Source organism: Sphaerisporangium sp. NPDC051011 (assembly GCF_040653595.1).
Classification (GTDB): Bacteria; Actinomycetota; Actinomycetes; order Streptosporangiales; family Streptosporangiaceae; genus Sphaerisporangium.
This window is the reverse complement of record NZ_JBFAGG010000014.1, coordinates 222,638-245,466: the sequence shown is the minus strand read 5'-3', so window position 1 is coordinate 245,466 and position 22,829 is coordinate 222,638. Positions and strand designations below refer to the sequence as shown.

Sequence of the window (22,829 nt, the reverse complement as noted above, 5' to 3'; positions counted from 1 at the left end):
CCGCAGCGCCGGCACACCCGCCTGCCGTTCTCCCCCGCAGAGACAGGCAACGGCGTCGCCGCCGGCGATCCGCCGTCTCGTCCCAGACGCCGACGGCGCTCAGATGCGCGCTGACCTGCGCGGGAGCGGGTTGCTCCCACTCGTGGTGTGGCCGGTGCGGCAGGCTTCCGGCGTCATGGGTGGTACGGCGTGGCCACATCACCGGCACCCGAGCGGCAGTATTGGCGGTGGCCGATCGTTACAACGGTGATCTACCAGTCTGGCGCCAACTAGCAGCAACTGGCAGTAACCGGCGACACCCTATGTGCTCAGGGGGACGGGAAGCCGTCGGTGGGGAAGGACGAGGGGCCTGTGGTGGGGAGTTCTATTTGGTCGCCGGGGGACAGGCCTGAGCGGATTTCGATGTACTGGTCGCCGCGGACGCCGGTCGTCACCTCGCGCGGTACGCTGCCGTTCCCCTGGCGGACCAGTACGGTCGCCGCGCCGTCCGGGCGGGTTCTCACCGCCTGGGCCGGGACGTAGATCGCCTCGTCGGCCTTGTCCACGGTGACCATCACGGTGGCCGTCTGTCCGAGCATCAGGCCTTTTGGCGGGTGGTCGAAGGCGACGGTGACGCCGTACTGGACGAGGCGGCCGGTACTGGTCGCGGCCGGGTCGATGTGGGTCACCTTGCCGTCGTAGGTCGTGCCCTGGCGGATCGCGAGGGAGACCGACGCGGCCTGGCCGATCTTGAGGCGGCCGACGTCCGTCTGCGAGAACATGGCCTTGACCTGCAGCTCGTCGAGGTCGCCCAGGGTGACGAAGGTCGTCCCGGCGGTGGCGTCCGTACCGGCCGCGCCGGCGACGCTGAGGACGGTGCCCGCGGCGGGCGCCTTGATCTTGACACCCGCGAGCGCGTCCTCGGCCGTGTGCAGCGTGGTCTGGGCCTTGCCGACGTTCGCCTCGGCCTCGGCGACGGTCGTGACCTGCTGGCCGCCCTGTCCAGCTTGGCCGCCTTGTCCGCCCGCGCCGCCCTGGCCGGCGCCTCCTCCGGTTTGTGGCGCCTGTCCGCCTTGGCCGTTCCCCGACCTGCCTCCCTGTCCCGAGTTCCCCTGGGGTGCGGTCTGCTGCGGGTCGGGCTGCTGGTTCGGGTTCGTGCCCCCGTTCCCGTTCGGGGCGGTGCACTTACCGGTCGGCTTGCCGGTTGGCTTCTGCGTCGGCTTGGACGTGGGTTTTGTCGTCGGCTTGGAAGTGTGTTTTGCGGTGGGTTTGGAAGTGGGCTTGGGGGCGTGGGTCGAGGTCGGTTCGGGGTTCGGGGACGCGTGAGGTGTCCGGCCGTCGTGGCCGTCGCTCTGCCCGTTCCCGTACGAGCCCGTGTTTCCGTATGACACAGGGGCGATCCGGGGGCGGGGTGTGACGGTGTAGCCGTAGTGGCCGCCGTCACCGTTGGGGACGGAGGGCGTCGGTGAGGGGCTGGGCGTCGTGGGCGGGCAGCTCGTGGTCGGTCCCGAGGGTGGCGAGGACGGTTGCCCTTGTGGCCCGGTCGGCTTGCCACCGGGTTGGTTTCCGCCGTTTCCTCCAGAAGCACCGGATCCGCCGGAGCCGCCCGTGCCGCCGAAAGCACCGCCTCCACCCCCGGCCGCTCCGCCGCCGGAGGTCGCACCCGAAGCGCCCGTGCCCGCGGTCGTCTTGCCGTTCTTGATGTTGTCGAGCGTCTCCTCCGCGGCCGCGAGCGCGGCCCGTGCGGCGTCGACGTCCTCCTGGGCGAGCGTGTCGTCGACGCGGGCGAGGACCTGGCCCTTCTTGACCTTGTCCCCGGGCTGCACGTACACCTTCTCGACCGTCCCCGAGGCGCCGAAGGCCAGGTCGCGGCTGTGCGTGTCCACGGTGTTCCCGGCCGCCGAGACGGCGCTGACCACCGTGCCCCGTTTGGCGGACGCCAGCTCCACGCGCGCCGCGGGTGCGTCCTCGCCGCTGCCCGCGTACGCCAGCCCGGCCCCCACCAGCACGATCGCCGCGAGGGTCAGGCCCCCGATGCGTACGGCGGCGGGAGGAGTGCTCGATCTCATGCGGGCCATCCTGGCGGGCTGACGTCATTCCAAGCTCAGCCCGAACTCAAAGTTCCCTGTGTAAATCCGGATGAAAGGCCGCGATGAGCTGGGGCTTTGTCGAACCATAGGCCGGTATAGCGCTCTTTGAGGCGCAAGTTGCCACGTTGTCAGGAAACATTCAGGGACGCCGGAGGTTCGCCCAAGCGGCGTGGTCCAGGCTCAATGGTCGTGAAGCTGTCGACGAAGCGCAGAGCGCTGATCGTGAACGGCGCGCTGGCCGTGCTGTTGGTGGGAGGCGCGGGCGTCGCGTACGCATCCCTGAACCAGGGGCCGACGGCCGAGGCGGCACCGCTCACCACGCGCGTCACCCGGGGGACCGTCCTGTCGGCGGTCTCGGCGTCCGGGTCGGTGGAGAGCGCGAGGACCCGCTCGCTGAGCTTCGGCACGAGCGGCACCGTCGAGAAGATCTACGTCGAGGCCGGTGACAAGGTCGGCAAGAACCAGATCCTGGCCCGCGTGGACGACACCGCCGCCCGGGACGCGCTCGACGCCGCCTCCGCGAGCCTCAGCGCGGCCAAGGACGGCGACACCACCACGGCCTCCGGGTACTCGCAGTACATCCAGGCCAGGAACTCCTACCGCGAGGCGAAGCGCGCGCTCGACGCCACCGTGATCAAGGCGCCCTTCGCCGGGACGGTCACGGCCGTGAACGGGACGGTCGGTGGCTCGTCGTCCGGCGGATCGTCCTCCTCGGGTTCGGGCTCGGGCACCGGATCCGGGCAAGGAGGAGGCGCTTCGGGCGGTTCGTCCGGTTCATCTGGGTCCGCGGGCTCGGGTTCGTCCGGCGGGGGCTTCATCGAGATGGTCGACGCCGGCCGCCTGCAGATCGTCGGCGACTTCACCGAGTCGGACGTGACGAAGCTGAAGACCGGCCAGCCCGCCACCGTGACGTTCGACGCGCTGCCGGGCGTGACCGCGAGCGGAAAGGTCACGCTCATCGACCCGGTGGCGCAGACGAACAACAACGTCGTGCAGTACTCCGCGACGATCTCGCTCAGCGACGTCCCCAAGACCGTGCGCCTCGGCCAGACCGCGACCGTCCAGGTCATCGTCGCCAAGGCCGACAATGCGCTCACCGTGCCGACCTCGGCGGTGAGGACCGCCGGCGGCCAGAGCACCGTCACCGTCCTGGAGAACGGACGCCAGGTCGCCAAGCCGGTGCAGGCCGGCGTCAAGGGCGACACCACGACGGAGATCACCTCGGGGCTCAAGGAGGGAGACCAGGTGGTCCGCACGACCGGCGCCACGGGCGGCGGCCTCCAGGGCGGCTTCCCCGGTGGAGGCTTCCCCGGCGGGGGCGGCGGCATCCGCCTCGGCGGTGGCGGTGGCGGCTTCGGTGGCGGCGGAGGCCGAGGGTGAACCCGCGCGACGTCCCAGAAGATCGCGAGGGCCCCGTCCTGGAGGTCCGCGAGGTCAGCAAGATCTACGGGACGGGCGACGCGCAGGTGCACGCACTGCGCGGCGTGTCGCTCACCGTCGAGCGCGGGGACTACGTGGCCATCATGGGCGCCTCCGGCTCCGGCAAGTCGACGCTGATGAACATTCTCGGCTGCCTCGACGTACCCACCAGCGGCACCTACCTCGTGGACGGCACCGACGTCGGAGCGCTCGGCGACCGCCAGCTCGCCGTCCTCCGCAACAGGAAGATCGGTTTCGTGTTCCAGTCGTTCAACCTGATCCCGCGCATGAGCGCGCTGGCCAACGTCGAACTGCCCCTCGCGTACGGCGGGCTGGGCGCGGCGGCGCGGCGCAAGCGGGCCCTCGCGGCGCTCGACCAGGTGGGTCTCGGCGACCGGATCCACCACGACCCGAACGAACTGTCCGGCGGCCAGCAGCAGCGCGTCGCCGTCGCCCGCGCGCTGGTCACCGCGCCGTCGCTGCTGCTCGCCGACGAGCCGACGGGCAACCTCGACACCACCTCGACCGCCGACGTGCTGCGCATCCTCGACCGGCTCAGCTCGTCGGGACGGACGATCGTCCTGATCACCCACGAGGACGACGTGGCCACGCACGCCAAGCGCGTCATCCGCCTGGTCGACGGGCGGATCGTCGAGGACCACCGCAAGGCGCCGGTCGACGGCCCTCCGCCCCGGTTCGTCCGGGTGGCCCCCTGATGGGCGCCCTGGAGGTCCTGCGCTTCGCCGTACGCGGGCTGACGGCGAACAAGATGCGCAGCGTGCTGACCACGCTCGGCATCCTGATCGGGGTCGCGGCGGTGATCCTGCTGGTCGCGGTGGGTGAGGGGACGTCGCGGTCCATCACCCAGAACATCCAGCGCCTCGGGGCCAACACGCTGACCGTGATGCAGTCCTTCTCGGGCGGCGGTGGTGGCGGCGGGGGCGGCGGCTTCTTCGCAGGGGGTGGGGCCGCGCAGCAGCAGGGCGGCACCGGCCCCCGTACGCAGGCCAAGGAACTCACCATCGAGGACGCCCGTGCCCTGACGGACGCCTCGGCCGCTCCCTCGGTGAAAAGCGTGTCGCCCGTGGTCAGCGCGTCGTCCCAGGCGGCCACGTACGAGGGAGCGAGCCACTCGATCGCCCAGCTCGTCGGCACCTACCCGAGCTACTTCGAGGCGTCCAACAAGCCGGTCGCCAAGGGCTCGTACTTCTACAACGACGACGTGACCGCCGCTTGGAAGATCATCGTGATCGGGCAGACCGTTGCCGACGACCTGTTCGGGAGCGTCGACCCGATCGGCAAGCAGGTCACGATCACCGGCGTGCCGTTCACGGTCGTCGGCGTGCTCAAACCGGCCGGATCCTCCGGCTTCCAGGACGCCGACGACATCGCGGTCGCGCCGCTGCCCGCCGTCCAGCAGAGCCTCACCGGGTACGGGCCGCTCGGGCAGATCATCGTCCAGGCCAAGAGCGCCACGGCGGTCGACGCGGCGCAGTCGGAGATCACGCAGATTCTCGACCAGCGGCACGGCATCACGCCGACCTCCACGGCCGACTACCGCATCCTCAACCAGGCGCAGCTCCAGGAGACGGTCAGCGCCGCCATCGGCACCTTCACCGTGCTGCTCGGCGCCGTCGCCGCCATCAGCCTGCTCGTCGGCGGCATCGGCATCACCAACATCATGCTGGTCACCGTCACCGAACGGACCCGGGAGATCGGCATTCGCAAGGCCATCGGCGCGCCGCGCGGCGCGATCCTCGGCCAGTTCCTCGCGGAGGCCACCATGCTCAGCCTGATCGGCGGCCTGCTCGGGGTCGCCATCGGGTTCATCGGCAGCAGGTTCACGATCGCCGGCGTCCAGCCGGTCATCGTGCCCACCTCGATCGCGCTCGCGCTCGGCGTGTCCGTCGCGATCGGGCTGTTCTTCGGCAGCTACCCGGCGAACCGGGCCGCGAAGCTGCGCCCCATCGAAGCGCTGCGGCACGAGTGACGTACGGCCACCGGGATCAAGGAGTGAAAATGAGCACGACCAGGCGCAAGCCGTACCCCAGCGAGGACTCCGCGCCCGACCACGCGCTGCTGGAGACCTCCCCGTTCGACGGGGACCTCGACACCGCGCTCGCCGCCCGGCCCGAGGGGCGGCGCGCGTCCAAGCTGACCGTGGCCCTTGGCGCGGGGGTGCTCCTCGTGGCCGGCATGCTCCTCGGCATCCAGGCCCAGAAGCTGTGGGGGACGCGGGCGGGCGGCGACCAGGCGGGCGTCGCGCAGGCGCTGCTCGCGGGCAATGGCGGCGCGGCCCAGCAGCGTGCGGGTGGAGGCGCGGGGCGGGGCGGCTTCGGGGGTTCCGGCGGTCCCGCGGGTTCCGCCGGGCAGGGCGCCGGGGACGGTTTCACCGTCGGCACGGTGAAGCTCGTGGACGGCGGCAAGCTCTACGTCGAGACGCCCACCGGCGTCGTCATCGTCACGACCACCGGCGACACCAAGGTCCAGGTGAGCAAGGAGGGCAAGCTCAAGGACCTCAAGCCCGGCAGCCCCGTGGTCGTCCAGGGCACGCGCGGCACGAACGGCTCCGTCAGCGCGACCACCGTGAGCAGTGGCGGCGCGCTCGGGGGGTTCGGCAACCGGGGTGGCGGCTGATGTTCGCGCCGCGCCGATCCCTAGGATGTCCGGAAATTTCGCGAAAAGGTACGTAAGCGAGGCAATGACTGATGCGAGTGGAGATGTGCCATGGCCTGGTCCGGTAGCCGGGATGGTTCGGGCGGTCCCGGTGGTTCCGTCGGTCCCGGTGGCGCCGGGGGTTCAGGCGGCTCCACGGGATCCGGTGGTTCGAGCGCGGGCGAGGCCAGGCTGCTGGTCGTCGACGACGAGCCGAACATCCGCGAACTGCTGTCCGCCACCCTGCGCTACGCCGGGTTCGACGTCCTGACCGCCTCGGACGGGCGCGAGGCGGTGCAGCTCGCCGAGCGCGTACGGCCCGACCTGGTCGTCCTCGACGTCATGCTGCCCGACATGGACGGTTTCGCGGTCGCGGGCCGCCTGCGCACCGCGGGCCGCCGCGTGCCCGTCGTCTTCCTGACCGCGCGCGACGAGTCCAACAGCAAGCTCACAGGTCTCGGCCTCGGCGACGACTACGTGACCAAGCCGTTCAGCCTGGACGAGGTGCTCGCCCGCATCCGGGCCGTCCTGCGCCGCACCCGGGCCGACCTCAACCTGCCCTCACGGCTCCAGGTCGCCGACCTGGAGATGGACGAGGATGGGCACCAGGTCTGGCGGGCCGGAAGACAGGTGAAGCTGTCGCCCACGGAGTACAAGCTGCTGCACTACTTCATGGTCAACTCCGGCCGGGTGCTGTCGAAGGCGCAGATCCTCGACCACGTGTGGAACTACGACTTCGGCGGTGACCGCAACGTCGTCGAGTCGTACGTCTCCTACCTCCGGCGCAAGATCGACACCGTGGAGCCGCGGCTCATCCACACGCTCCGGGGGGTGGGTTACGTCCTACGCGCACCACGCCACTGACGCGCCCCCACCCCCCGAGCGTGACACACCTCCGGACGCCGACGCCCAGGCGACGAGCACGACCACCCCCCTTGGCCCTACCGGACCGGCCGGGAACGAAACCGCCGACCCCGCCGATAAGGGCGGCGCTTCCGGCACCGTTCCCCAAAACAGCACGACCGGCACGGGGACTTCTGGCACGGGGACGACCGGTGTGGGGACTCCCGGCGCGGGGACGAGCGGCGTGGGGACTTCCTGCGCGGGGACGAGCGACGCGATCAGGACGACGGCCCCGGGCGGCGTACCCGGACCGGTGGACCTCGACCTGGACGGTGAGCCGCCCCCGATCCCTCCTCGGCAGGGCTGGACACGGGCCCCTGTCCGCGAGCTGAAACGACGACTCGCCCGCACCCCCCTCTGGCTGCGCCTCGTCGTCGGCACGTTGCTGCTGGTCACGCTCGCGATCACCCTCACCGGCGGGTTCGCCGTCCAACTGCTCCGCGGCTACCTCGTCGACCGCGTGGACCGGCAGCTGATGGTGGCCGCCATGCCCCGGCGCGAGGTGGCCATCCCCGCGTCGCCGCCGATCAGGCCCCCGGACGGCCCGCGATACCCCAGGCAGTACGGCCTGTTCTACATGGCCCTGCTCAGCCCCGACGGCCGCGTCGAACGCACCTTGCAGGAGAACCTGGACCCCCACCCGCCGAGACTTCCCCATCTCACGCTGCGGCAGGTGCGCAGCGTCCCGCCCCACCCCTTCACCGTGGGGTCCGACTCCGGGATCCGCTGGCGCGCGATCGCCGCCGAGGACGGTGACGGCACGCGCATCCGTGTGATCGCGATCCGCCTGGACGAGATCGACGCCACCGTCACCCGCCTCGCCATCATCGTGGCCACGGTCGGCGGCTGCGTGCTCGTCCTGCTCGGCTTCGCCTGCCACTGGCTCGTACGACGGAGCCTGCGCCCGCTCGCCGAGATCGAAGGCACGGCGGGCGCCATCGCGCGCGGCGACCTGTCCCGCCGCGTCCCCCTGCGCCACCGGCGGACCGAGATGGGACGGCTCGGCAGGGCCATCAACGGCATGCTCGCCCAGATCGAGACGGCCTTCCGCGCCCGCGAGGCCTCCGAGATCGCGGCGCGCGAGTCGGAGAACGCCGCCCGCGCGTCCGAGATCACGTCCCGGGAGTCGGAGATCGCCGCCCGCGAGTCGGCCAAGGCGGCCCGTGAGTCCGCCGCCGACGCACGCCGCTCGGAGGAGCGCATGCGCCGCTTCATCGCCGACGCCTCCCACGAGCTGCGTACCCCTCTGACGTCGATCCGCGGTTTCGCCGAGCTGTACCGCCACGAGACCCCCGACCTCGCCGAGGCCGCCCGCCTCCTCCACAGGATCGAGGACGAGGCCGCCCGCATGGGCCTCCTCGTGGACGACCTGCTCCTTCTCGCCCGCCTTGACCAGCAACGTCCCCTGGACCGCCATCCCGTCGACGTCCTCAGCCTCGCCGCCGGGGCCGTCCTGGACGCCCAGACGCTCGCCCCCGACCGCGAGATCGACCTGGTACGCCTGGACTCCGGCGACGGCCCCGTCATGGTGACCGGCGACGAGCCCCGCCTCCACCAGGTGATCGCCAACCTGGTCGGCAACGTCCTGCGCCACACCCCGCCCGGCACCCCGTTCCGGGTGGGCGTCGGCACCGTGGACGACCGGGCGGTCATCGAGGTCGCGGACGAGGGCCCCGGCCTGCCCCCCGAAGCCGCCGACCGCGTCTTCGAACGCTTCTACCGCGCCGACCCGGCCCGCACCCGCAGCCAATCCGGCGGCACCGGCCTCGGCCTCTCGATAGCCGCCGCCCTCACCGAAGCCCACGGCGGCACCATCACCGTGGAAAGCCACCTGGGCAGGGGCACCACCTTCCGGGTCTTCCTCCCGGCCATCGAAGAACGGCCGACGGGCGCACGTGAATCGCACTCACAATAATTTTGCTGTGTTGATAGAGGTCCTACGACTCCGCCGCCACACCACCGCCCCCACCGCCACCTGGCGTGTCTCCTGAAGGGAGATTCCCCCGCGGCTATCGGTCTGCCGGCCCAAAGAAGGTGTGGTCACGCTGAGGCACTGACTGGTTACGCGGATAGACGAAAAGCCTGCGAGGGGTGTCGTCGTACAGTGATGATATGGCTGTGTTGACCGTACAGATCGATGCGAGGACCGAGAAGGCTCTCGCGGAGCTGACCGCCGACGGCAGGTCGGCCACAGACGTGGTCCGCGAGGCGCTGCTCATCGCCAATCGACTCCGGCGCATGGAAGTCGCCCGGATGGAGGCGCAGGAACTCGCCAACGATCCGGAGGACCTGGCGGAAATCCGTGCCATACGTCGCGACCTGGGCGAAGACTGTGCGCGGTGATGTCTACAAGGTGCGCATGCCGCGCGAAGCCGTGGGGCACGAGCAGCGAGGTGAGCGATTCGCAGTGCTTCTGCAGTCTGACGCGCTCGCCTCACTCTCCACGCTGATCGTCGCCCCGACATCGACCAGCGCTCGTCCAATGACGTTTCGGCCTGAGATCGAGCTGAACGGAAAGACCACCCGAGTCCTTGTCGATCAGCTCACCGCTTTGGACATCTCCAGGCTCGGTGACTTCGCTGGTCGATTGGATCCCTCCGAGATCGAGGAAGTCAACGAAGCGCTTCATGTCATGCTTGGCCTCATTGCGTGAAGCGATGAACATCATCGCCAGGTCTCCGGTCATAGATTCGGGCCCGACAGGATGTCCTACCCACGTGGACGGGACTCTCCCCGCCCCGGCTCCCGCCCTGCCATCGCCCCTCCCGGCCTGCATGGCCTATGCGGCCAGATGGGTGCCGCCCTGACGGGAGTAACCACTGCCGCCGCTGAGCGCTCTACTTCGGCGAGGGGGAGACGGCTGGCCCCACCCGCCACGTCCTGCCGTTGCAGACAGGGCCGGGGTAGTCATAACGCTCGCCCTTGTCCGAGGTGGCGGACAGCCGGTCCACCGGTGGAGGAACGCTGTCGCAGTGGTCGCCCGGCAAAGCGATCTGTTTTTGCTCTTCAGGAGGCAACGTCGCGTACGCGCGGCCGTTGGGAAGGGCGGGCGGGGTTCGTGGGCACCTTCAATCTTTCTCGCGTACTCCGCCGAGCTCATCGATGCGCTCAGGGCTCAGACCGGTCAACATGGCCAGACGCGACCGGTCGGATCCGTCGAGCGGCAGTTGGGGAAGGTACGGTCGCGGGCCCGATTCCGGTATGACGGGCAGAGTCCAGCGAAGCTCCGGTGTGCCGGGAAGGAAGACGCTTTGCTCGTCGTCCTTGATGCGCAGGCGGAAGGCTTGCTGGCTCGGCTTGCCGGCATCGTGCCACGCGGTGAGGGCGGCCTCGATCCGGTCCCACAACCGTAGCGGGCCTCCCTGTCTGACGGTCCACTCGTCTGATTGGGGCACCAGCCACGCCCACGACGCCGCGGCTTGGTCGATGACGCAATACGCCACCGGGCGGCCCTCTGTCGAGACGCCTATGGATTGGGCGCCGGGAGCGGCGAGCTGGGCCACCCACAGTGGCGTCCATTCGGCGAGGACATCAGCGCCGAACACGGTGGCACGCTGCTTCCCGTCGGACTGCGACGGCAGGTCACCGATGAGAGGGGCGGCATGCGACCGTGCCGGCATGAAGGAGATCGTGCCAGGAAGAAATTCGCCTTCTGCTTCAGAACGGGCGGTGACAGTGAGACGGGCGAGGGCGGAACCGTACAGCCATCCGGACAGTGTGGCCAGGATGAGGCCGTCGCGTCGTGCCTGGTGAAGCCACGAGCCGGGGACGGTCCGGACCGAACAGGTGGCGATGATCCTGTCATACGGAGCCCCTCCTTGGTGTCCGGCCAGTCCGTCGCCGATCACGAGGGCCGGAGTGTGGCCCGCACGCTGCAAGGCGCGCCGAGCACGGGCGGCCACCTCGGGGTCCACTTCGACAGAGGTGACCTGACCGGAACCGAGACGTTCGCACAGCAGCGCGGTGGAGTATCCCGTTCCCGTGCCGATCTCCAGTACCCGATGGTCGTTTTCCACCTGGAGGTCTTCCAGCATCCTCACCACGAGACCGGGCAGGGTCGATGAGGATGTCGGCGCGCCTCGCACGGCATCGTCGCGCTCGTCGAACTGGGTCACCCACGTCACGTTCTGATAGGCCAGGCCGAGCCACTTCTCGTCAGCGGCAGTGTTGATCGGTTCCCAATCGGTTCCGTGCGGGCTGTCGACGCGCCGGTAGACCCGCTCACCGAGGAACACTTCACGCGGCACGGTCTCAACGACTCGCCGCCATTCCGGGCTCCGCAATTCCCCGTTCTCGGTGAGTTCGTCGGCCAGGCGGCTGCGAAGCCGGGCGGTCAGCCGCTCGTGGACGTGAGTGTTCACTTCGGGGTCTCCAATAGTAGGTCGGCGATGGAGGCGGCTATCTGTATCCCTGTGGCGTCTTCCAGCCATCCCCACTGCCCATTGGGATTGCACTCCAGGAACACGGGGCTTCCGTCCCGGCCGATCGCGAAGTCGAACACGCCGAACGAGAGATCAAGTGCGTCAAGAAGGGCAATGGCGGCGTCAGCAAGGCCGGGCGGAGAATCGACCACCGTGTAGGAGATGCGGTCATAGTCCTGCCGCCAGTCAAGCAGGTCCGACTCGATGCGGACGCAGAACGCATGTCTCCCGACGACCGTCACCCGTAGGTCGGCGGTCTTGTCGACGCGGGCTTGGAGTAGATGCGCGGTGCGGGTGATCGTGTCGTCGATGGCGCCGGGATCTACGGCAGTCGCCCAGATGGTCGATGGTTCCCCGGCCGAGTTCACAAACGAGGTGAGCCTCAGGGGCTTGTAAATGATCCGATCGTGCTCGGCGGCGAAGGCCCAAGCGTCGGAGGGCCGGTTGGTGATCAACGTGGGTGGCAGTCTGAAGCCGACCTGACGGGCGGTGGTGAGCTGGAGCGGCTTGTGTTCGGCCGCGAGGATCTTCCACGGGTGGTTGACGTACCGGCAGGGCAGTGAGGCGAGAGTTCCGCCGAGTCCGAATCGCGCCTGGAGGGCTGAAAAGCGGTCGGTCTGGGATGGGTGGTTGGATGCGTAGGGTGTGGGCCGCCTGTAGTAAACGGCGCACACGTCATCCAGGGCGACGTGCCGCGAAGCGGTGTTCAAAAAGCCGTGCAACCGGTCTTCGAACCATGCTGAGAAGGATATGGAGGCGGGGAAGTCGATCCCCGGATCCAAACGTGCGATCCGTGCTCCCCGCGCGTTCAGACGGCCGATGACCATGTCTGCGGTGGGGTCCTCAAGGCAGGTGAGGACCAGTACCACTCCGCTCGTCATCTTGAGCGTTCAGTCGCTGTCGTAGTCAGTGGCGGCCGTATCGTCCGACGGGGTGGGGTCCTGGCCGTCACCGCCGCCGGTGGTCAGCGATCTGCTGGTCTGCTTGTTGGTGCCGTGCTTACCAGCCTCGATGGGCTGACCTCCGGGACCGACGTAAACGGCCTGCTGCGAGTCCGGGTCGAGTCGGACAGCGGTGTACGGGACGGTCTCGGCGAGAGGGTAGGGGGTCATATGGGTAAGCCCCACGGCATCGGGGTCGTCATGTTCGATCCTTTCTGTCTTGTAGCTGCCTATGGTTTGCCCGCCGGTATATGGCGATCCGCTGACCGCTTGCGAGTCCCCCGGCTCGGCTGCGGCCGCTTCCACAACAGTAATCGACACGTAACTTATAGTGAGGTGGCTACGGCGGGTCGGCCCCGTGGACGGGGATTCGATGACGTCAATACGCGAACGTCCCGGAACCACCTGTCCCGGCGGTTCGGGTGCCTGGGCTCAAAGGGAAGGGTGGGGTCTCGGACGTAGGGCGGAGCGGGGGATGGGGCGGCGCGGGCGTACGTGCTGTGCGGCTCCCGAAGCCGGGCCGGGACGGCGTTCGTGAGCGTCGGCCTGCCACATGCGTTCGGCAAGCGCGTCCGGGCCGGCCGCCTCGATCAGGCGGAGCGGGTCGCGGTGGTGGGCGGGTGGGAGCGCCCACCAGTGTCCGGTGGCGTCGCCGTACCAGGGGGTCCAGCCGGTGAACCGCCGTTTCAGGGCGCGGACGACGTCCCGGCGCGCAGCCTCGGCGTCCGTTCGGGCCTTGGCGGCGACCTCGGGGCCGGTGGCGGTCGTGGTCATGCGGGGATCTCGATGTGCTCGATCCCGATGTCCTCGGCGGGGGTGAGCTCCGCCCAGGTCGTGGTCCTGCGGTGGCCGATGGCGAAGCCCCAGCACGCGGTCACCTCGTCCACCAGGCGCAGGCCCCGGCCTCGAAGGTCCAGCTCGTCGAGTTCCCCGTCCCACTCCGGAAGTGTTTCCGAACCGGCGGGGCGCATGTGGGGGACGCCGTCCGCGCCGTCGTCGTGCACCTCGATCCGCACGCGGGCGCCGACGTGCAGGACGTACAGCGTGACGGTGCCGCCCGGGAGCGACGACCGGGAGTGCTGGACGCTGTTGGAGGCCAGCTCGGAGACCACCAGGAGGGCCGTGTCCAGGACCGGATCCCCGTGGAGCAGCCTGCGCGTGAACGCGCGTGCCACGCCCACCTGGTCGACCCGCCCGGGGAGGGTGACGCACCCGGCGACGGCCCGCACGCCCGGCGCGGGGGCCTTCTCGCTGACTTCGTCGTACGTGGTGGTGCCGTCGACCACGATCGTCCCCATCGGGTCCGTCCCCAGGTCTTGTGCGAGTACGCCGACCCCTACCGTGTCCCGGCTCGTCCCCTGCGCGACACACCGCGCGGGCACCCCGTCCCAGCAGGGCACGCCAATCCGCGACACCTCCCGCTCCAGAACCTGAAGCACCCGCGCCCCAGCCCCGAGCAACTCCAACCGCCCCGACTCTCGCCCCACCGATACCTCCGTAGGCCCCTTGCGGCCGTCTCCATGGCCATCCGCGATCTCGTGCTCGTGACTTTCCGTACTCGTTCAGTCACTCTGAACGAGAGAGTGGGGTGAGATTCTCGTTTCCGCAACCTGGTTCTACGAACTTCTCAAGATTTCCTCGGAGTTCGGTGCGACAGCGTGACGGATCGACCACACTGAGCGACATGGCTTACCGACCTACGGTTCGAGCACGTCGTCTCGCACGCGAACTGCGCCGTCTTCGTGAGCAGCAGAGCTTGACCCTGCAAGAGGTGGCAGACGGACTCGGCTGGTCGCGGGCGAAGATGTCACGCGTCGAGACGGCCCAGATCCGGCCCCACCATGGCGACGTCGCGGACCTGCTCGCTCTCTACGGCGCGACCAGTCCCGAACGGGATTCGCTGGTCGCCCTTGCGCGAGAGATCCGCAAGCGCGGATGGTGGACTGCCTACCTCGATGTCTTCAGCGGTAGCTACGTCGCCTTGGAGGACGAGGCGTCGCAGATGCGCGCGTGGGACCCTCAACTCATCCATGGATTGCTGCAGACGGCCGACTACGCCCGTGCTGTCATCCGTGCGGGACGCATGATCGCTGACGCCAGCGAGGTCGACAGAAGGGTCGCTGCACGTTTGGCGCGGCAGACGTTGCTGTCCAGAGACGGCGCGCCCGAACTCCACATGGTCGTCGACGAGGCGGTGATCCGCCGCTCGGTCGGTGGTCGTGATGTGATGAGGGCCCAGCTTGCTGCGTTGCAGGACCATGCCGCCCGGCCGAATATCACCGTCCAGATCGTCCCATACGCGGTTGGCGAGCACCCGGGACTGGACGGTTGCTTCACTCTGCTGTCTTATCCCGATCCAGCCGACCCGGACATCGCGTACATCGAAGGAACTATGGGTGATATCTATATGGAAAGCGCGGAAGACGTCGCTGCGCATAAGCTGAGATTCGAGCGCATCAGCGCCGTGGCGATGTCTCCAGAGGACTCGATCAAACTGATCAACAAGGTGGCGCAGGAGTAATCGTGGACCTTCTTCCCCCCAACGTGACCGGCCTTGTCTGGCGAAAGTCGACCTACAGCGGTAGCGGGGACCAGTGCGTCGAAATCGCTGTTTTGCCTAACGGCCGCCGTGCTGTCCGTGACTCCAAGCGGGAGAGTGGCCCGATCGTGCGGGTTGCCTCCGACGCGTGGGCTGCTTTCGTGCTGGACGTCAAGGTGGGGCGCCTTTGAGGCGGTCGCGACGGGCTTGGTCGGCTCGGGGGCTGCGGAGGATCAAACGGTGCGCGGGCGGCAGCCCGCGCACCACCTCAAACTAACCAACAGCCCTTCGGGATGGATCGCCATGGCGATCTTGAGACATCGGCGACCTCAAAATCACCTGTCATGGTGAGCCTTCGGACCCGGGATCGTGTCCCATTTCCATGACTGTTCCAGGCGCGACGCTTCCGTGCACGCGTCGCAGGTACTCCAGGGCATGTTCCGTGGCCGGGTCGTGGTTCAGCCTGTCGCGGTAGAAGTGAAGGCGGTCCTCACAGTCGTCGATGATCTCGCTCCAGGTTCGTGCCCAGAGTCGCACCCCTCCCTCCCACTCGGCGATGCACCCGGGCGGGCGGTTCGGCGCGCCGGCGTCGCGCCGCACGGTTTTCTCCAGCTCCGTGGAGACGACCCAGAAATCCCAGGAAACTCGGGCGTCGCGGAACTGAGGATCGCTGACGATGGCCTCCGCGTAGCTCTTGATCTGAGCGACCTCCACTTGTCCGACCTTCACCTTGGGAGCCTTCAGCTCGACCACGAGGTGTGCCCTTCCCGAGCTTCCTCGGTGGGCACGTCCCAAAAGGAGGTCGACGATACCCGTACGTCCGTCCTCGCGGCGCACGGGATCGAGCGGGCCGTCGTCGGGCTCTCGGCCCAATTCCCTGAGGTGGCGCCTGAGCACCGCGTCAAGGCTTTGATCGCTCACCATCAGCGCGTAGGCGTCACCGAATACCCAGGTCTCGCGCTCAAGGATCTTGTGCAACTCGGCACGTTCCTTGACCGTCCTGCTGATCTCAGGCTCGAAGACCAGTGTCTTAAGGGCAGCCAGAAAGTCGAGACGGTCGCTGACCTGACCCGTCGCCTTGATCACTTCCGAGAGGCTGGTGCGCTGAAGAACACGTTTGAGTTCTTCCTGCTCTGATTGGGGCAGCCGGAACAACTCATCGAGCACCGGGTAGAGTCCGCTGGGATCGTGGGAAATGATCTCCTTGAGCAGGCGCAGGGTGGTCTTCTTGCTCTGCGGTACACCTGGCAGGCGGCGTGCGATCGTGGTGGCCACCTCGTCGAACATCTGACGTTCGACCGCCTGGGCGGGTAGTTCAGGTTCGCCTGAGTAAGGGTAGAGGCCTTCGCACTTCCATTCCTGGATCAGCCGTGCCCGGCGTTCCTGGTCGCGCCTCTTGAAATGCCCGCGCAGGGTTTCGCGCGCCGATTCCAGTAGGTCGGCGATCTCGTCGAGCTCGGCGAGCGGCAGATTGCTTCGCCGCTCGACGAACCCGTCCCAGAGGAGATAGGCCGTGAAGTGGTAGCCCGGTGCCTGGATACCGGGGGTCGGTTCGTCCAGGACTACGCCGTTGGCATCACAGAGAGCGAGCACACGGCCGACGTTCTTCGGCCATTCGATGACGCGAAGCAGTGGGGGCGCCTGGCCGGCCGCGTCCAGCCAGGGCAGGGCGTACTCGGCTGTGTCGGTCCAGACGGTGGCCGGGTCGAGTTCCGTGCCCTGATAGATGATCCGTACATCTGGGTTGGAGGCCAGAAAGGGCGCGAAGGTCGAGGTGAGCTGCTGGGCCGTGTCCTCCTGAGAGAGGCGGCCAACGAAGTCTGCGGGTACCGATGCCTCGACCCGGGTCCCGCAGGGGCCCGCGACGTCCTCAGGGTCGGAGATGTCGAAGTCTGCGGGCCGGTCGACCACTCCGGTGATGACAGTCCGCTCGATCCGCCCATCGGCCGCGGGCGCGACCGTGATCCAGCGCACCTGCTCGCCGAGGGCGAACGCGCGTAGCCTGCCTTGTCCGCTGCGCCCATGCAACCCGCGCTTGAGATGTGGAGACACCTTGGCGGTGGTCTTCCATGAACCGCCCAAGCCGCTGAAATAGCCCGCGCAGGAGGCGTTGGGTATGCCGTGGCCGTCGTCGGTGATGCTGACCGACTCGACGCCGTTCAGTTCGTTGACTTCAAGATCAACAGAGACGCGACAGGCTTCGGCGTCCAGCGCGTTCCAGATCATCTCCACGACTGCACCCACCGGGTCTTTCTGTCGCGCCAGGCGCAGAAGATGATCGGGTTTGGCTTCGATGTGAACGACGGGCACAGGGTCACTATCGCAGACCAGGGCGTGACCATGCGCACGATCGTAGGGCCTTCCACTGGTCTCCGCGCCGCCTCTGCTCCAGATATCTGCGGAGTTTCGCCAGGTCCTCCGGGTTGTCCTTGGCCGCCGTGCCGGCCAGGCAGGAGACCAGGTCGGCGGCGGTGCCGGGCTCGCCGCGCAGGAACCACCCGCGCAGCCCGACGGCATGCGCGACCGAGACGGCCTCGGCGGTGCTCATCACTCCCGACAGCCGGTCGGTGGCGTCACCGCGCGCGGTCTGCCCCTCGCGCAGCTCCCGGAACGCGGTGACCAGGACCTCCAGCACGTCGCGCCGCGGTGGCGCGCCGACGCCTGACCGCTTCAGCAGAGCGGTGGCCTCCGCCTCCACCAGCAGCAGCTCGGTGTCGAAGTCGGCGATCGGGAAGACCGTCTCGAAGTTGAACCGGCGCTTGAGCGCGGCGCTCATCTCGTTGACGCCGCGGTCGCGGGTGTTGGCGGTGGCGATGACGGTGAACCCCTCCTGGGCGAACACCATGGCCTCCGGACCGGTCAGCTCCGGTACGGCGAGCACGCGGTCCGACAGCGGCGACAGCAGGCAGTCCTGCACCTCCAGCGGGCACCGGGTGATCTCCTCGAAGCGCACCACCTTGCCCTCGGCCATGCCGCGCAGCAGCGGAGCGGCCACCAGTGACCGGGTGGACGGGCCCTCGGCGACCAGCAGTGCGTAGTTCCACGAATATTTGATCTGGTCTTCGGTAGTGGCCGCTCCGCCCTGGATGGTGAGCGTCGAGGTTCCGCTCACCGCCGCGGCGAGCAGCTCGGACAACAGCGACTTCGCCGTGCCCGGCTCACCCACCAGCATCAGCCCGCGGTTGGTCGCGAGCGTCACCAGGGATCGGTCGATCAATGAAGGATCACCCACGAACTTGCGGCTGATGCCCAGCTTCTCGTCCCCGAGGACGAAGCGCCGGGCGGCTCGCAGGCTCAACGCCCAGCCGGGCGGTCGGTCGTCGGTGTCGTTCTCCCGCAGCCGGGCCAGCTCGTCGGCGTAGCGGATCTCGGCCGGGGGTCGCTGGACGTGTTCGTTCATCGGGTGATCTCCCGGAGGTCTCGCAGGATCTCGGAGACGGTGATCGGGTCGAGGCCGTCGAGGGCGATCCCCTCCAGGGTCTGCTCGTCGGCGAGTCCGAGGTAGCCGATCGCGATGCCCGGATTAAGGCCGATCGTGATGGTCCTGCCGTCGGGCACGTCCCGTTCGATCCAGCCCTGCCAACCGGCGTCCTGCGGCTCGCCTCGCCGCCAGCCACGCCGTTCCAGGCCGATCACCGCGCCGGTGGGGACTTTGGCCGCGCTGATCTCGGCCAGCAGCGTCTCGTCCGGCTCATATGTCTCCCGGCCCAGTTGCGGGAACGGCTGCAGGATCTCGTAGTCGGCGAACACCTCGGCCCAGGCGGCCGGTTTCTCCCCCAGCTCCAGCGGGTGCGCCACCCCTACGATGGCCTCGTCGGGCAACGTCAGCGCGTCGTCCTCGACATCGGCGAAACTGCGGTCCTCGGCCACTCGCAGGGCGCCCGTGAGCCGGCCCGAGGGGTCGTAGAGCCCCCACACCAGCCGCCGCACGATGTGCCAGAGCAGCGGGTGGCCGACGAGCAGCCGCTTGAACTCCTCACCACTCCAGCGGCGCTGGTTCACCATGGCCTGCTCCAGCCGGCGGATATTGTCCGCGGCCACGGCGCGCACGTCCTTTTTCAGCCCGGCGAACCGCTGGTAGGCGGAAGGCGCGAGCTCCGGATCGTCGTTCGCCCCCGGCTTGGGAAGGTTCTTGAGCCGCTTCCCCGCGGCGTCGGCCACGTACGGCTTGAGCTGCTCATCGAAGCCGACGACGAACTGCCTGCGGCCGTAATCGAGGGTCAGGCTGCCGTCGGCGGACAGTCCGAAGTCCGGCACCAGCCGGTCGGCCAGTTCCTGCGGCGTCAGGCCGAGCTCCGCGGCGACCTCGTCCATCTTCTGCCTGGCCCGGTTCTTGAGCCCGCTGAACTTGACCTTCTCGGCGATGCCGTGCAGGTGCATCAACGCGACCTCGGAGCCGATGGTGGCCAGCAGGTCCAGACCCGCGACCGCACGCGCGTGCCCACCCTCACCGGGCCAGGTCCTGATCAACGGCGTGAGCCGTCGGACGGTCTCGTCGTCGCCGAGCAGTCCCAGCGCGTCCATCACCCAACTCTCCTTGGGCGGGTAGCCGGCTGCCTGCCAGCTCTGGAACAGCGCCCAGCTGAAGTCAGCGAGGCTGCGGCTGTCGCAGGCCTCCTTGACCGGGGCGAGACCGGCGTACGGATCACCGGGCCGGGAGATCGCCAGCATCGTCATCACATGGCGGACCGCCTCGGCAGGCAGCGCGCCCGCGTCGCCGCGCAGGTAGATCGGTGTCGAGATCGCGATTTCCGCCCACTCGGGTAGCACGGGCATCTTGCCCGGCAGCGTGTCGAGCGGGTCAGCCGAGAGCAGGTCGGCGACCGCGGCCTCGGCGACGGGGCCGTAACCCGCGGCGGCCTCCGTCACAGCGTCGCGGTTGCCGCCTGCGGCCAGCGCCGCCAGCGCCTGCTCGGCCTGTCGCCGGGCCGGGCCGGGCTTGCCCAGAGCCGCCGGGATCAGCGCCCTGGCAGCCGCCTCCGGGTGGCGTGCCAGCCATGCCAGCGCGGTGGCGCGCAGCGACTTCAGCCGGGCCAGCCACTCGGCCATCAGCACAGCGATCTCCGGGGCGGCGAACGGGAGCAGCGCCGGAGCGATCACGCCGGGGTTGCGCCGGGCGCTGTCCAGCACCACGGGCAGCGCCGCCAGCTCGAACCTGGCGACCACCCTCGGCATCCATTCGGAGGCTCCCCACCGGTCAGCCGGGCGCCACTTCTCGATCAGCGGTCTGGCCAGTTCCTCAGGCCCGGAGATGAACAGGGCGATCTCGTTGTACCAGCGGCCCTGCCGGGCACCGGCGACCTGGCCGGCGATCTCTTTCCAGGTTTGTTGCCAGGCCTGACCCCATGAACCGTGCCCCGGCCGGGCGGAACGCCAATTGTCCCGCTCGCCCGGCCCCCACACCACGGTCGGCTCATCGGCACACACCAGGTCACTCACCACGACCGGCTTGCGGGCCGTACGCGGACGGGTCCAAGGTGGGCTGACCAGTACCTCGGGCAAAGCCTCAAGCGGAGCGGTGGCGACGGTCGCGGCGTTCGCGATCTTGTTGATCCGCTCAGCCGCGGCGTCGTCGACGCTCACGAGCACCTCGGGGACCAGGTCGGGATGGGCCAGCATGTGGGCGCGTAGCAGCAAGTCCGCGACCTTGCCACCGGAGGTGGCCAGCATCCGCATCGCCCGGCGCGGGAAGCGGGCCGCCGCGCGCAGGAGGGCCGGCTGGGTGTACTTGTGCTCGATCCGGTCGAGGAGTGCCTGCATCGCCGCGTCGGTCGGCAGTTCGGCGAGCACACCCAGCAGCCGCCGCTGGATTTCCGCGTGGTACGCCTCGTCGAACCATCCGGCCAGCGCCGGCACGGCCGCGTCACCCATGCCGTCGACGACCGTAGCGAGGGAGCTCATCACGGTGTAAGCGTGCACGTGGCTCACGATGAGCGCCGCATGCTCCGACGTGCTGATCGCGGCGACCAGGACGGAGGCGAGACCCGGATTGACGCGGCTCACTTCGGCGCAGTCGGCCGCAACCCAGTCAACCTCGGTCGGCGCCAGGTAGGAAGCCGCCACCTGATGGTGGAGCCCGCCTTCACGGCTCACCGCCAGCGCCGCGACGACCTCGGCATACTCGGCATCCGATGCGGCCGCGAGGACGGCACGGACCCTCGTGGCGAGCTCCAGCCTATTCAAGCCGTACCAATAATTGGGGGACTCACCGGCAGCCAGCCGCCGAACCGGCCGCGTGTGCTCGCCGGTTTCGAAATCCAGCGAGGCGAGTTCGGTCGCGGCCACTGCCGCGAACACCAGGCCGCGTTCGACCAGCCAAACTTCGGCGAACAGGGGCAGGAACGTGCCCTCACCCCATGGCTGGGTCCCGGCCACCACTTCGGCGACCACCGCAGCGCCCAGCGGCGTGGCGGTGGGCTCCCCGGCCAGGTACGCCGCGCCCGCGGAGGCGATCTCCGGGTCGCGACACTTCGCCAGCGAGTCAAGGATCAACTGCCGATGCTCGTCCAACCTTGCGGCGAGTTCCTTAGGCGCGCCCGCGTCCAGCCGCTTCACGGCGACCTTCACGCCACCCCGCCGCGGATGAAGACCGCGCAGCCAAGCGGTCGGCATCGTCAGCCCGTCCTCATCCTCAACACTGTCGATCGCTGCCGGGGAGCTCACCGGCGCGGCGACCGCTTCGTCTTCCGTGTAGCCCTTGCGTAACTTCTCCGCCACCAGTTTGGTGGCCGCCGCAGCGGCGGCGGCAGCGGAGTCGAACGACTTGACCTGCGCCTGACCGGCAGCGCCCAGCCGCCCATACCGGATGTTCAGCTCCGTACCGTTCTGACGCACTTCCCAGAACTTCGCCGAGCCGCCGCCGACATAGGTCAGGCTCCGATCAGCGCTCATGCCGATACCTCCACGCTGTGTTTGATATAGGGCTCGTCGTTCAGGCGACGGAGTGACCGCGCCATCCCGGATACCTCATCCTCGTGATCGCTAGCGGCGAGTATTGCGCGCAGGACCGACAAACTGGCACTCACCGCGTTGCCGACGGATTCACAGCCACGGAACCTGATCGATCAGGCCTGAGGGTGGACCCTACGGTGATCATGTAGTCGGCGCCGGGGCGGATGTTCCGGCGGTGCCACCGGGCCCGTCGTCGCCGTCGCGTTCTCGTCCGGCACCGGTCGTGCGGCCCGGTTGACAGGTGAATTTCAGGTTCGTCCCATGCGGTTCTGAGATTGGTGGCCTGTGATGGTCGGGCCAAAGTCCCTCGGTTTGCCGACGGAGTCCACTTGTGACCGTGTTGCGTCGAACGCTCGGCACCGCCGCTGTAGCCGCCACTCTGTTGACCTCCGGCTGCGGCGGTGGAGATTCTTCGCAGGCGGCGACCGGCGCCCATCCTTCGCCCACTGGGTCCGGAGACGCGCGTGCGTCGTTCGCCGAGTGTCTGAAGCAGCATGGCGTGGAGATGCCCTTTGGACGCCCTGATGGGCGGCCAACGGCTCGGCCCAGCGGTTCCCCGTCCGTTCCGCCGAGCGGGAGACCGAGGGACTTCGGCACCATGTCCCCGCAGCAGCGCCAGGCGTTCGAGGCGTGCCGGTCGCTCATGCCGAACGGTGGCGGCTTCGGCCAGGGACGTGGCGGCGGCTTCGACGCGTCCGCGCTGGAGGCGTTCCGTACCTGCATGAAGGACAACGGCGCCGAACTGCCACAGAACGGCACCGGCATGCGCGACCTGAAGACGGACGACCCCGCCGTCGCCGCCGCCCTGAAGAAGTGCCGCCCCCTGCTGCCCAGCATGCCTCCCCGTCGGCCCGGCGGAGGCACGGACGCCCCGTCCGCCTCACCGGCACCAGGAGTTTGACCCGGTCCGCGGCGGCGGCGTCGGGCGCCC

Annotated in this window: 20 protein-coding genes; 11 read left to right on the top strand and 9 right to left on the bottom strand. The window is 68.9% G+C overall.

The features are described from left to right. Nucleotides 1-308: 308 nt before the first annotated feature. A complete protein-coding gene (locus tag AB0H21_RS29925) occupies nucleotides 309-2,048 on the bottom strand; it encodes an efflux RND transporter periplasmic adaptor subunit (RefSeq protein WP_358523107.1) in 1,740 nt (579 codons plus the stop codon). A 210-nt stretch (nucleotides 2,049-2,258) separates the two neighbouring features. Between AB0H21_RS29925 and AB0H21_RS29920 the strand changes: the two genes are divergently transcribed. The 8 genes from AB0H21_RS29920 to AB0H21_RS29885 all read left to right on the top strand — a co-directional run bounded on the left by AB0H21_RS29920 (nucleotide 2,259) and on the right by AB0H21_RS29885 (nucleotide 9,699). Beyond that, nucleotides 2,259-3,449, top strand: coding sequence for an HlyD family efflux transporter periplasmic adaptor subunit (locus tag AB0H21_RS29920; protein ID WP_358523104.1), 1,191 nt, complete (start codon nucleotides 2,259-2,261; stop codon nucleotides 3,447-3,449). Continuing rightward, nucleotides 3,446-4,204, top strand: coding sequence for an ABC transporter ATP-binding protein (locus tag AB0H21_RS29915; RefSeq protein ID WP_358523101.1), 759 nt, complete (start codon nucleotides 3,446-3,448; stop codon nucleotides 4,202-4,204). The genes AB0H21_RS29920 and AB0H21_RS29915 overlap by 4 nt, the downstream gene beginning before the upstream one ends. Then, nucleotides 4,204-5,478, top strand: a complete 1,275-nt coding sequence (locus AB0H21_RS29910; RefSeq protein WP_358523098.1) for an ABC transporter permease — start codon at nucleotides 4,204-4,206, stop codon at nucleotides 5,476-5,478. The genes AB0H21_RS29915 and AB0H21_RS29910 overlap by 1 nt, the downstream gene beginning before the upstream one ends. Nucleotides 5,479-5,507: 29 nt before the next feature. Beyond that, a complete protein-coding gene (locus AB0H21_RS29905) occupies nucleotides 5,508-6,125 on the top strand; it encodes a hypothetical protein (RefSeq protein ID WP_358523096.1) in 618 nt (205 codons plus the stop codon). A gap of 90 nt (nucleotides 6,126-6,215) precedes the next feature. Beyond that, nucleotides 6,216-7,007: a response regulator transcription factor gene (locus AB0H21_RS29900; protein WP_358523093.1), complete on the top strand. Its 792-nt coding sequence runs from the start codon at nucleotides 6,216-6,218 to the stop codon at nucleotides 7,005-7,007. A 223-nt stretch (nucleotides 7,008-7,230) separates the two neighbouring features. Further along, nucleotides 7,231-8,961 (top strand): HAMP domain-containing sensor histidine kinase, encoded by a 1,731-nt coding sequence (locus AB0H21_RS29895; RefSeq protein WP_358523090.1) that lies wholly within the window; start codon nucleotides 7,231-7,233, stop codon nucleotides 8,959-8,961. Between the two features lie 197 nt (nucleotides 8,962-9,158). Continuing rightward, nucleotides 9,159-9,389, top strand: coding sequence for a hypothetical protein (locus AB0H21_RS29890; protein WP_358523088.1), 231 nt, complete (start codon nucleotides 9,159-9,161; stop codon nucleotides 9,387-9,389). 16 nt (nucleotides 9,390-9,405) lie between these two features. Beyond that, nucleotides 9,406-9,699 carry a type II toxin-antitoxin system PemK/MazF family toxin gene (locus AB0H21_RS29885; RefSeq protein WP_358523085.1) on the top strand — a complete coding sequence of 98 codons (294 nt, stop codon included), beginning with the start codon at nucleotides 9,406-9,408 and terminating at the stop codon, nucleotides 9,697-9,699. A 415-nt stretch (nucleotides 9,700-10,114) separates the two neighbouring features. Here AB0H21_RS29885 and tgmC read toward each other — a convergent pair whose 3' ends face one another. From tgmC to AB0H21_RS29860, 5 genes are all read right to left on the bottom strand, one after another. Next, a complete protein-coding gene (gene tgmC / locus AB0H21_RS29880; protein WP_358523082.1) occupies nucleotides 10,115-11,407 on the bottom strand; it encodes an ATP-grasp peptide maturase system methyltransferase in 1,293 nt (430 codons plus the stop codon). Continuing rightward, the gene (gene tgmB, locus AB0H21_RS29875) at nucleotides 11,404-12,336 is read right to left on the bottom strand and encodes an ATP-grasp ribosomal peptide maturase (RefSeq protein ID WP_358523079.1); all 933 of its coding nucleotides are present in this window, start codon (nucleotides 12,334-12,336) and stop codon (nucleotides 11,404-11,406) included. The genes tgmC and tgmB overlap by 4 nt, the downstream gene beginning before the upstream one ends. 21 nt (nucleotides 12,337-12,357) lie before the next feature. Beyond that, entirely contained in the window at nucleotides 12,358-12,579 is a 222-nt protein-coding gene (locus tag AB0H21_RS29870) for a putative ATP-grasp-modified RiPP (protein ID WP_358523076.1), read from the bottom strand. Nucleotides 12,580-12,840: 261 nt separating this feature from the next. Continuing rightward, a complete protein-coding gene (locus AB0H21_RS29865; RefSeq protein WP_358523073.1) occupies nucleotides 12,841-13,182 on the bottom strand; it encodes a hypothetical protein in 342 nt (113 codons plus the stop codon). After that, nucleotides 13,179-13,706, bottom strand: a complete 528-nt coding sequence (locus tag AB0H21_RS29860) for an ATP-binding protein (protein WP_358523071.1) — start codon at nucleotides 13,704-13,706, stop codon at nucleotides 13,179-13,181. Before AB0H21_RS29860 ends, AB0H21_RS29865 begins: the two co-directional genes overlap by 4 nt. Nucleotides 13,707-14,092: 386 nt before the next feature. Between AB0H21_RS29860 and AB0H21_RS29855 the strand changes: the two genes are divergently transcribed. Beyond that, nucleotides 14,093-14,929 carry a helix-turn-helix transcriptional regulator gene (locus AB0H21_RS29855; RefSeq protein ID WP_358523068.1) on the top strand — a complete coding sequence of 279 codons (837 nt, stop codon included), beginning with the start codon at nucleotides 14,093-14,095 and terminating at the stop codon, nucleotides 14,927-14,929. Nucleotides 14,930-14,931: 2 nt separating this feature from the next. Beyond that, complete coding sequence (locus tag AB0H21_RS29850) at nucleotides 14,932-15,138, top strand: DUF397 domain-containing protein (RefSeq protein WP_358523065.1); 207 nt, start codon at nucleotides 14,932-14,934, stop codon at nucleotides 15,136-15,138. Nucleotides 15,139-15,289: 151 nt separating this feature from the next. Here the strand turns inward: AB0H21_RS29850 and AB0H21_RS29845 are convergent, their stop codons facing one another. Genes AB0H21_RS29845 through AB0H21_RS29835 form a run of 3 tightly spaced genes read right to left on the bottom strand, consistent with a single transcriptional unit; the run spans nucleotide 15,290 to nucleotide 21,838 of the window. Then, entirely contained in the window at nucleotides 15,290-17,257 is a 1,968-nt protein-coding gene (locus tag AB0H21_RS29845; RefSeq protein ID WP_358523063.1) for an ATP-binding protein, read from the bottom strand. Between the two features lie 7 nt (nucleotides 17,258-17,264). After that, complete coding sequence (locus tag AB0H21_RS29840) at nucleotides 17,265-18,347, bottom strand: AAA family ATPase (RefSeq protein ID WP_358523060.1); 1,083 nt, start codon at nucleotides 18,345-18,347, stop codon at nucleotides 17,265-17,267. Next, complete coding sequence (locus AB0H21_RS29835) at nucleotides 18,344-21,838, bottom strand: DUF4132 domain-containing protein (RefSeq protein WP_358523057.1); 3,495 nt, start codon at nucleotides 21,836-21,838, stop codon at nucleotides 18,344-18,346. The genes AB0H21_RS29840 and AB0H21_RS29835 overlap by 4 nt, the downstream gene beginning before the upstream one ends. Before the next feature lie 658 nt (nucleotides 21,839-22,496). Here AB0H21_RS29835 and AB0H21_RS29830 point away from each other — a divergent pair. Continuing rightward, entirely contained in the window at nucleotides 22,497-22,799 is a 303-nt protein-coding gene (locus tag AB0H21_RS29830; RefSeq protein WP_358523055.1) for a hypothetical protein, read from the top strand. Nucleotides 22,800-22,829: the final 30 nt, after the last annotated feature.

Bases quoted from the DNA above. Each gene is read 5' to 3' on its own strand.
- AB0H21_RS29840 (WP_358523060.1), bottom strand. From the start codon at position 18,347: ATGAACGAACACGTCCAGCGACCCCCGGCCGAGATCCGCTACGCCGAC.
- AB0H21_RS29835 (WP_358523057.1), bottom strand. From the start codon at position 21,838: ATGAGCGCTGATCGGAGCCTGACCTATGTCGGCGGCGGCTCGGCGAAG.
- AB0H21_RS29890 (WP_358523088.1), top strand. From the start codon at position 9,159: ATGGCTGTGTTGACCGTACAGATCGATGCGAGGACCGAGAAGGCTCTC.
- AB0H21_RS29865 (WP_358523073.1), bottom strand. From the start codon at position 13,182: ATGACCACGACCGCCACCGGCCCCGAGGTCGCCGCCAAGGCCCGAACG.
- AB0H21_RS29905 (WP_358523096.1), top strand. From the start codon at position 5,508: ATGAGCACGACCAGGCGCAAGCCGTACCCCAGCGAGGACTCCGCGCCC.
- AB0H21_RS29900 (WP_358523093.1), top strand. From the start codon at position 6,216: ATGGCCTGGTCCGGTAGCCGGGATGGTTCGGGCGGTCCCGGTGGTTCC.
- AB0H21_RS29870 (WP_358523076.1), bottom strand. From the start codon at position 12,579: ATGACCCCCTACCCTCTCGCCGAGACCGTCCCGTACACCGCTGTCCGA.
- AB0H21_RS29855 (WP_358523068.1), top strand. From the start codon at position 14,093: ATGGCTTACCGACCTACGGTTCGAGCACGTCGTCTCGCACGCGAACTG.
- AB0H21_RS29860 (WP_358523071.1), bottom strand. From the start codon at position 13,706: ATGGGGACGATCGTGGTCGACGGCACCACCACGTACGACGAAGTCAGC.
- AB0H21_RS29885 (WP_358523085.1), top strand. From the start codon at position 9,406: ATGCCGCGCGAAGCCGTGGGGCACGAGCAGCGAGGTGAGCGATTCGCA.
- AB0H21_RS29910 (WP_358523098.1), top strand. From the start codon at position 4,204: ATGGGCGCCCTGGAGGTCCTGCGCTTCGCCGTACGCGGGCTGACGGCG.
- AB0H21_RS29925 (WP_358523107.1), bottom strand. From the start codon at position 2,048: ATGAGATCGAGCACTCCTCCCGCCGCCGTACGCATCGGGGGCCTGACC.
- AB0H21_RS29830 (WP_358523055.1), top strand. From the start codon at position 22,497: ATGTCCCCGCAGCAGCGCCAGGCGTTCGAGGCGTGCCGGTCGCTCATG.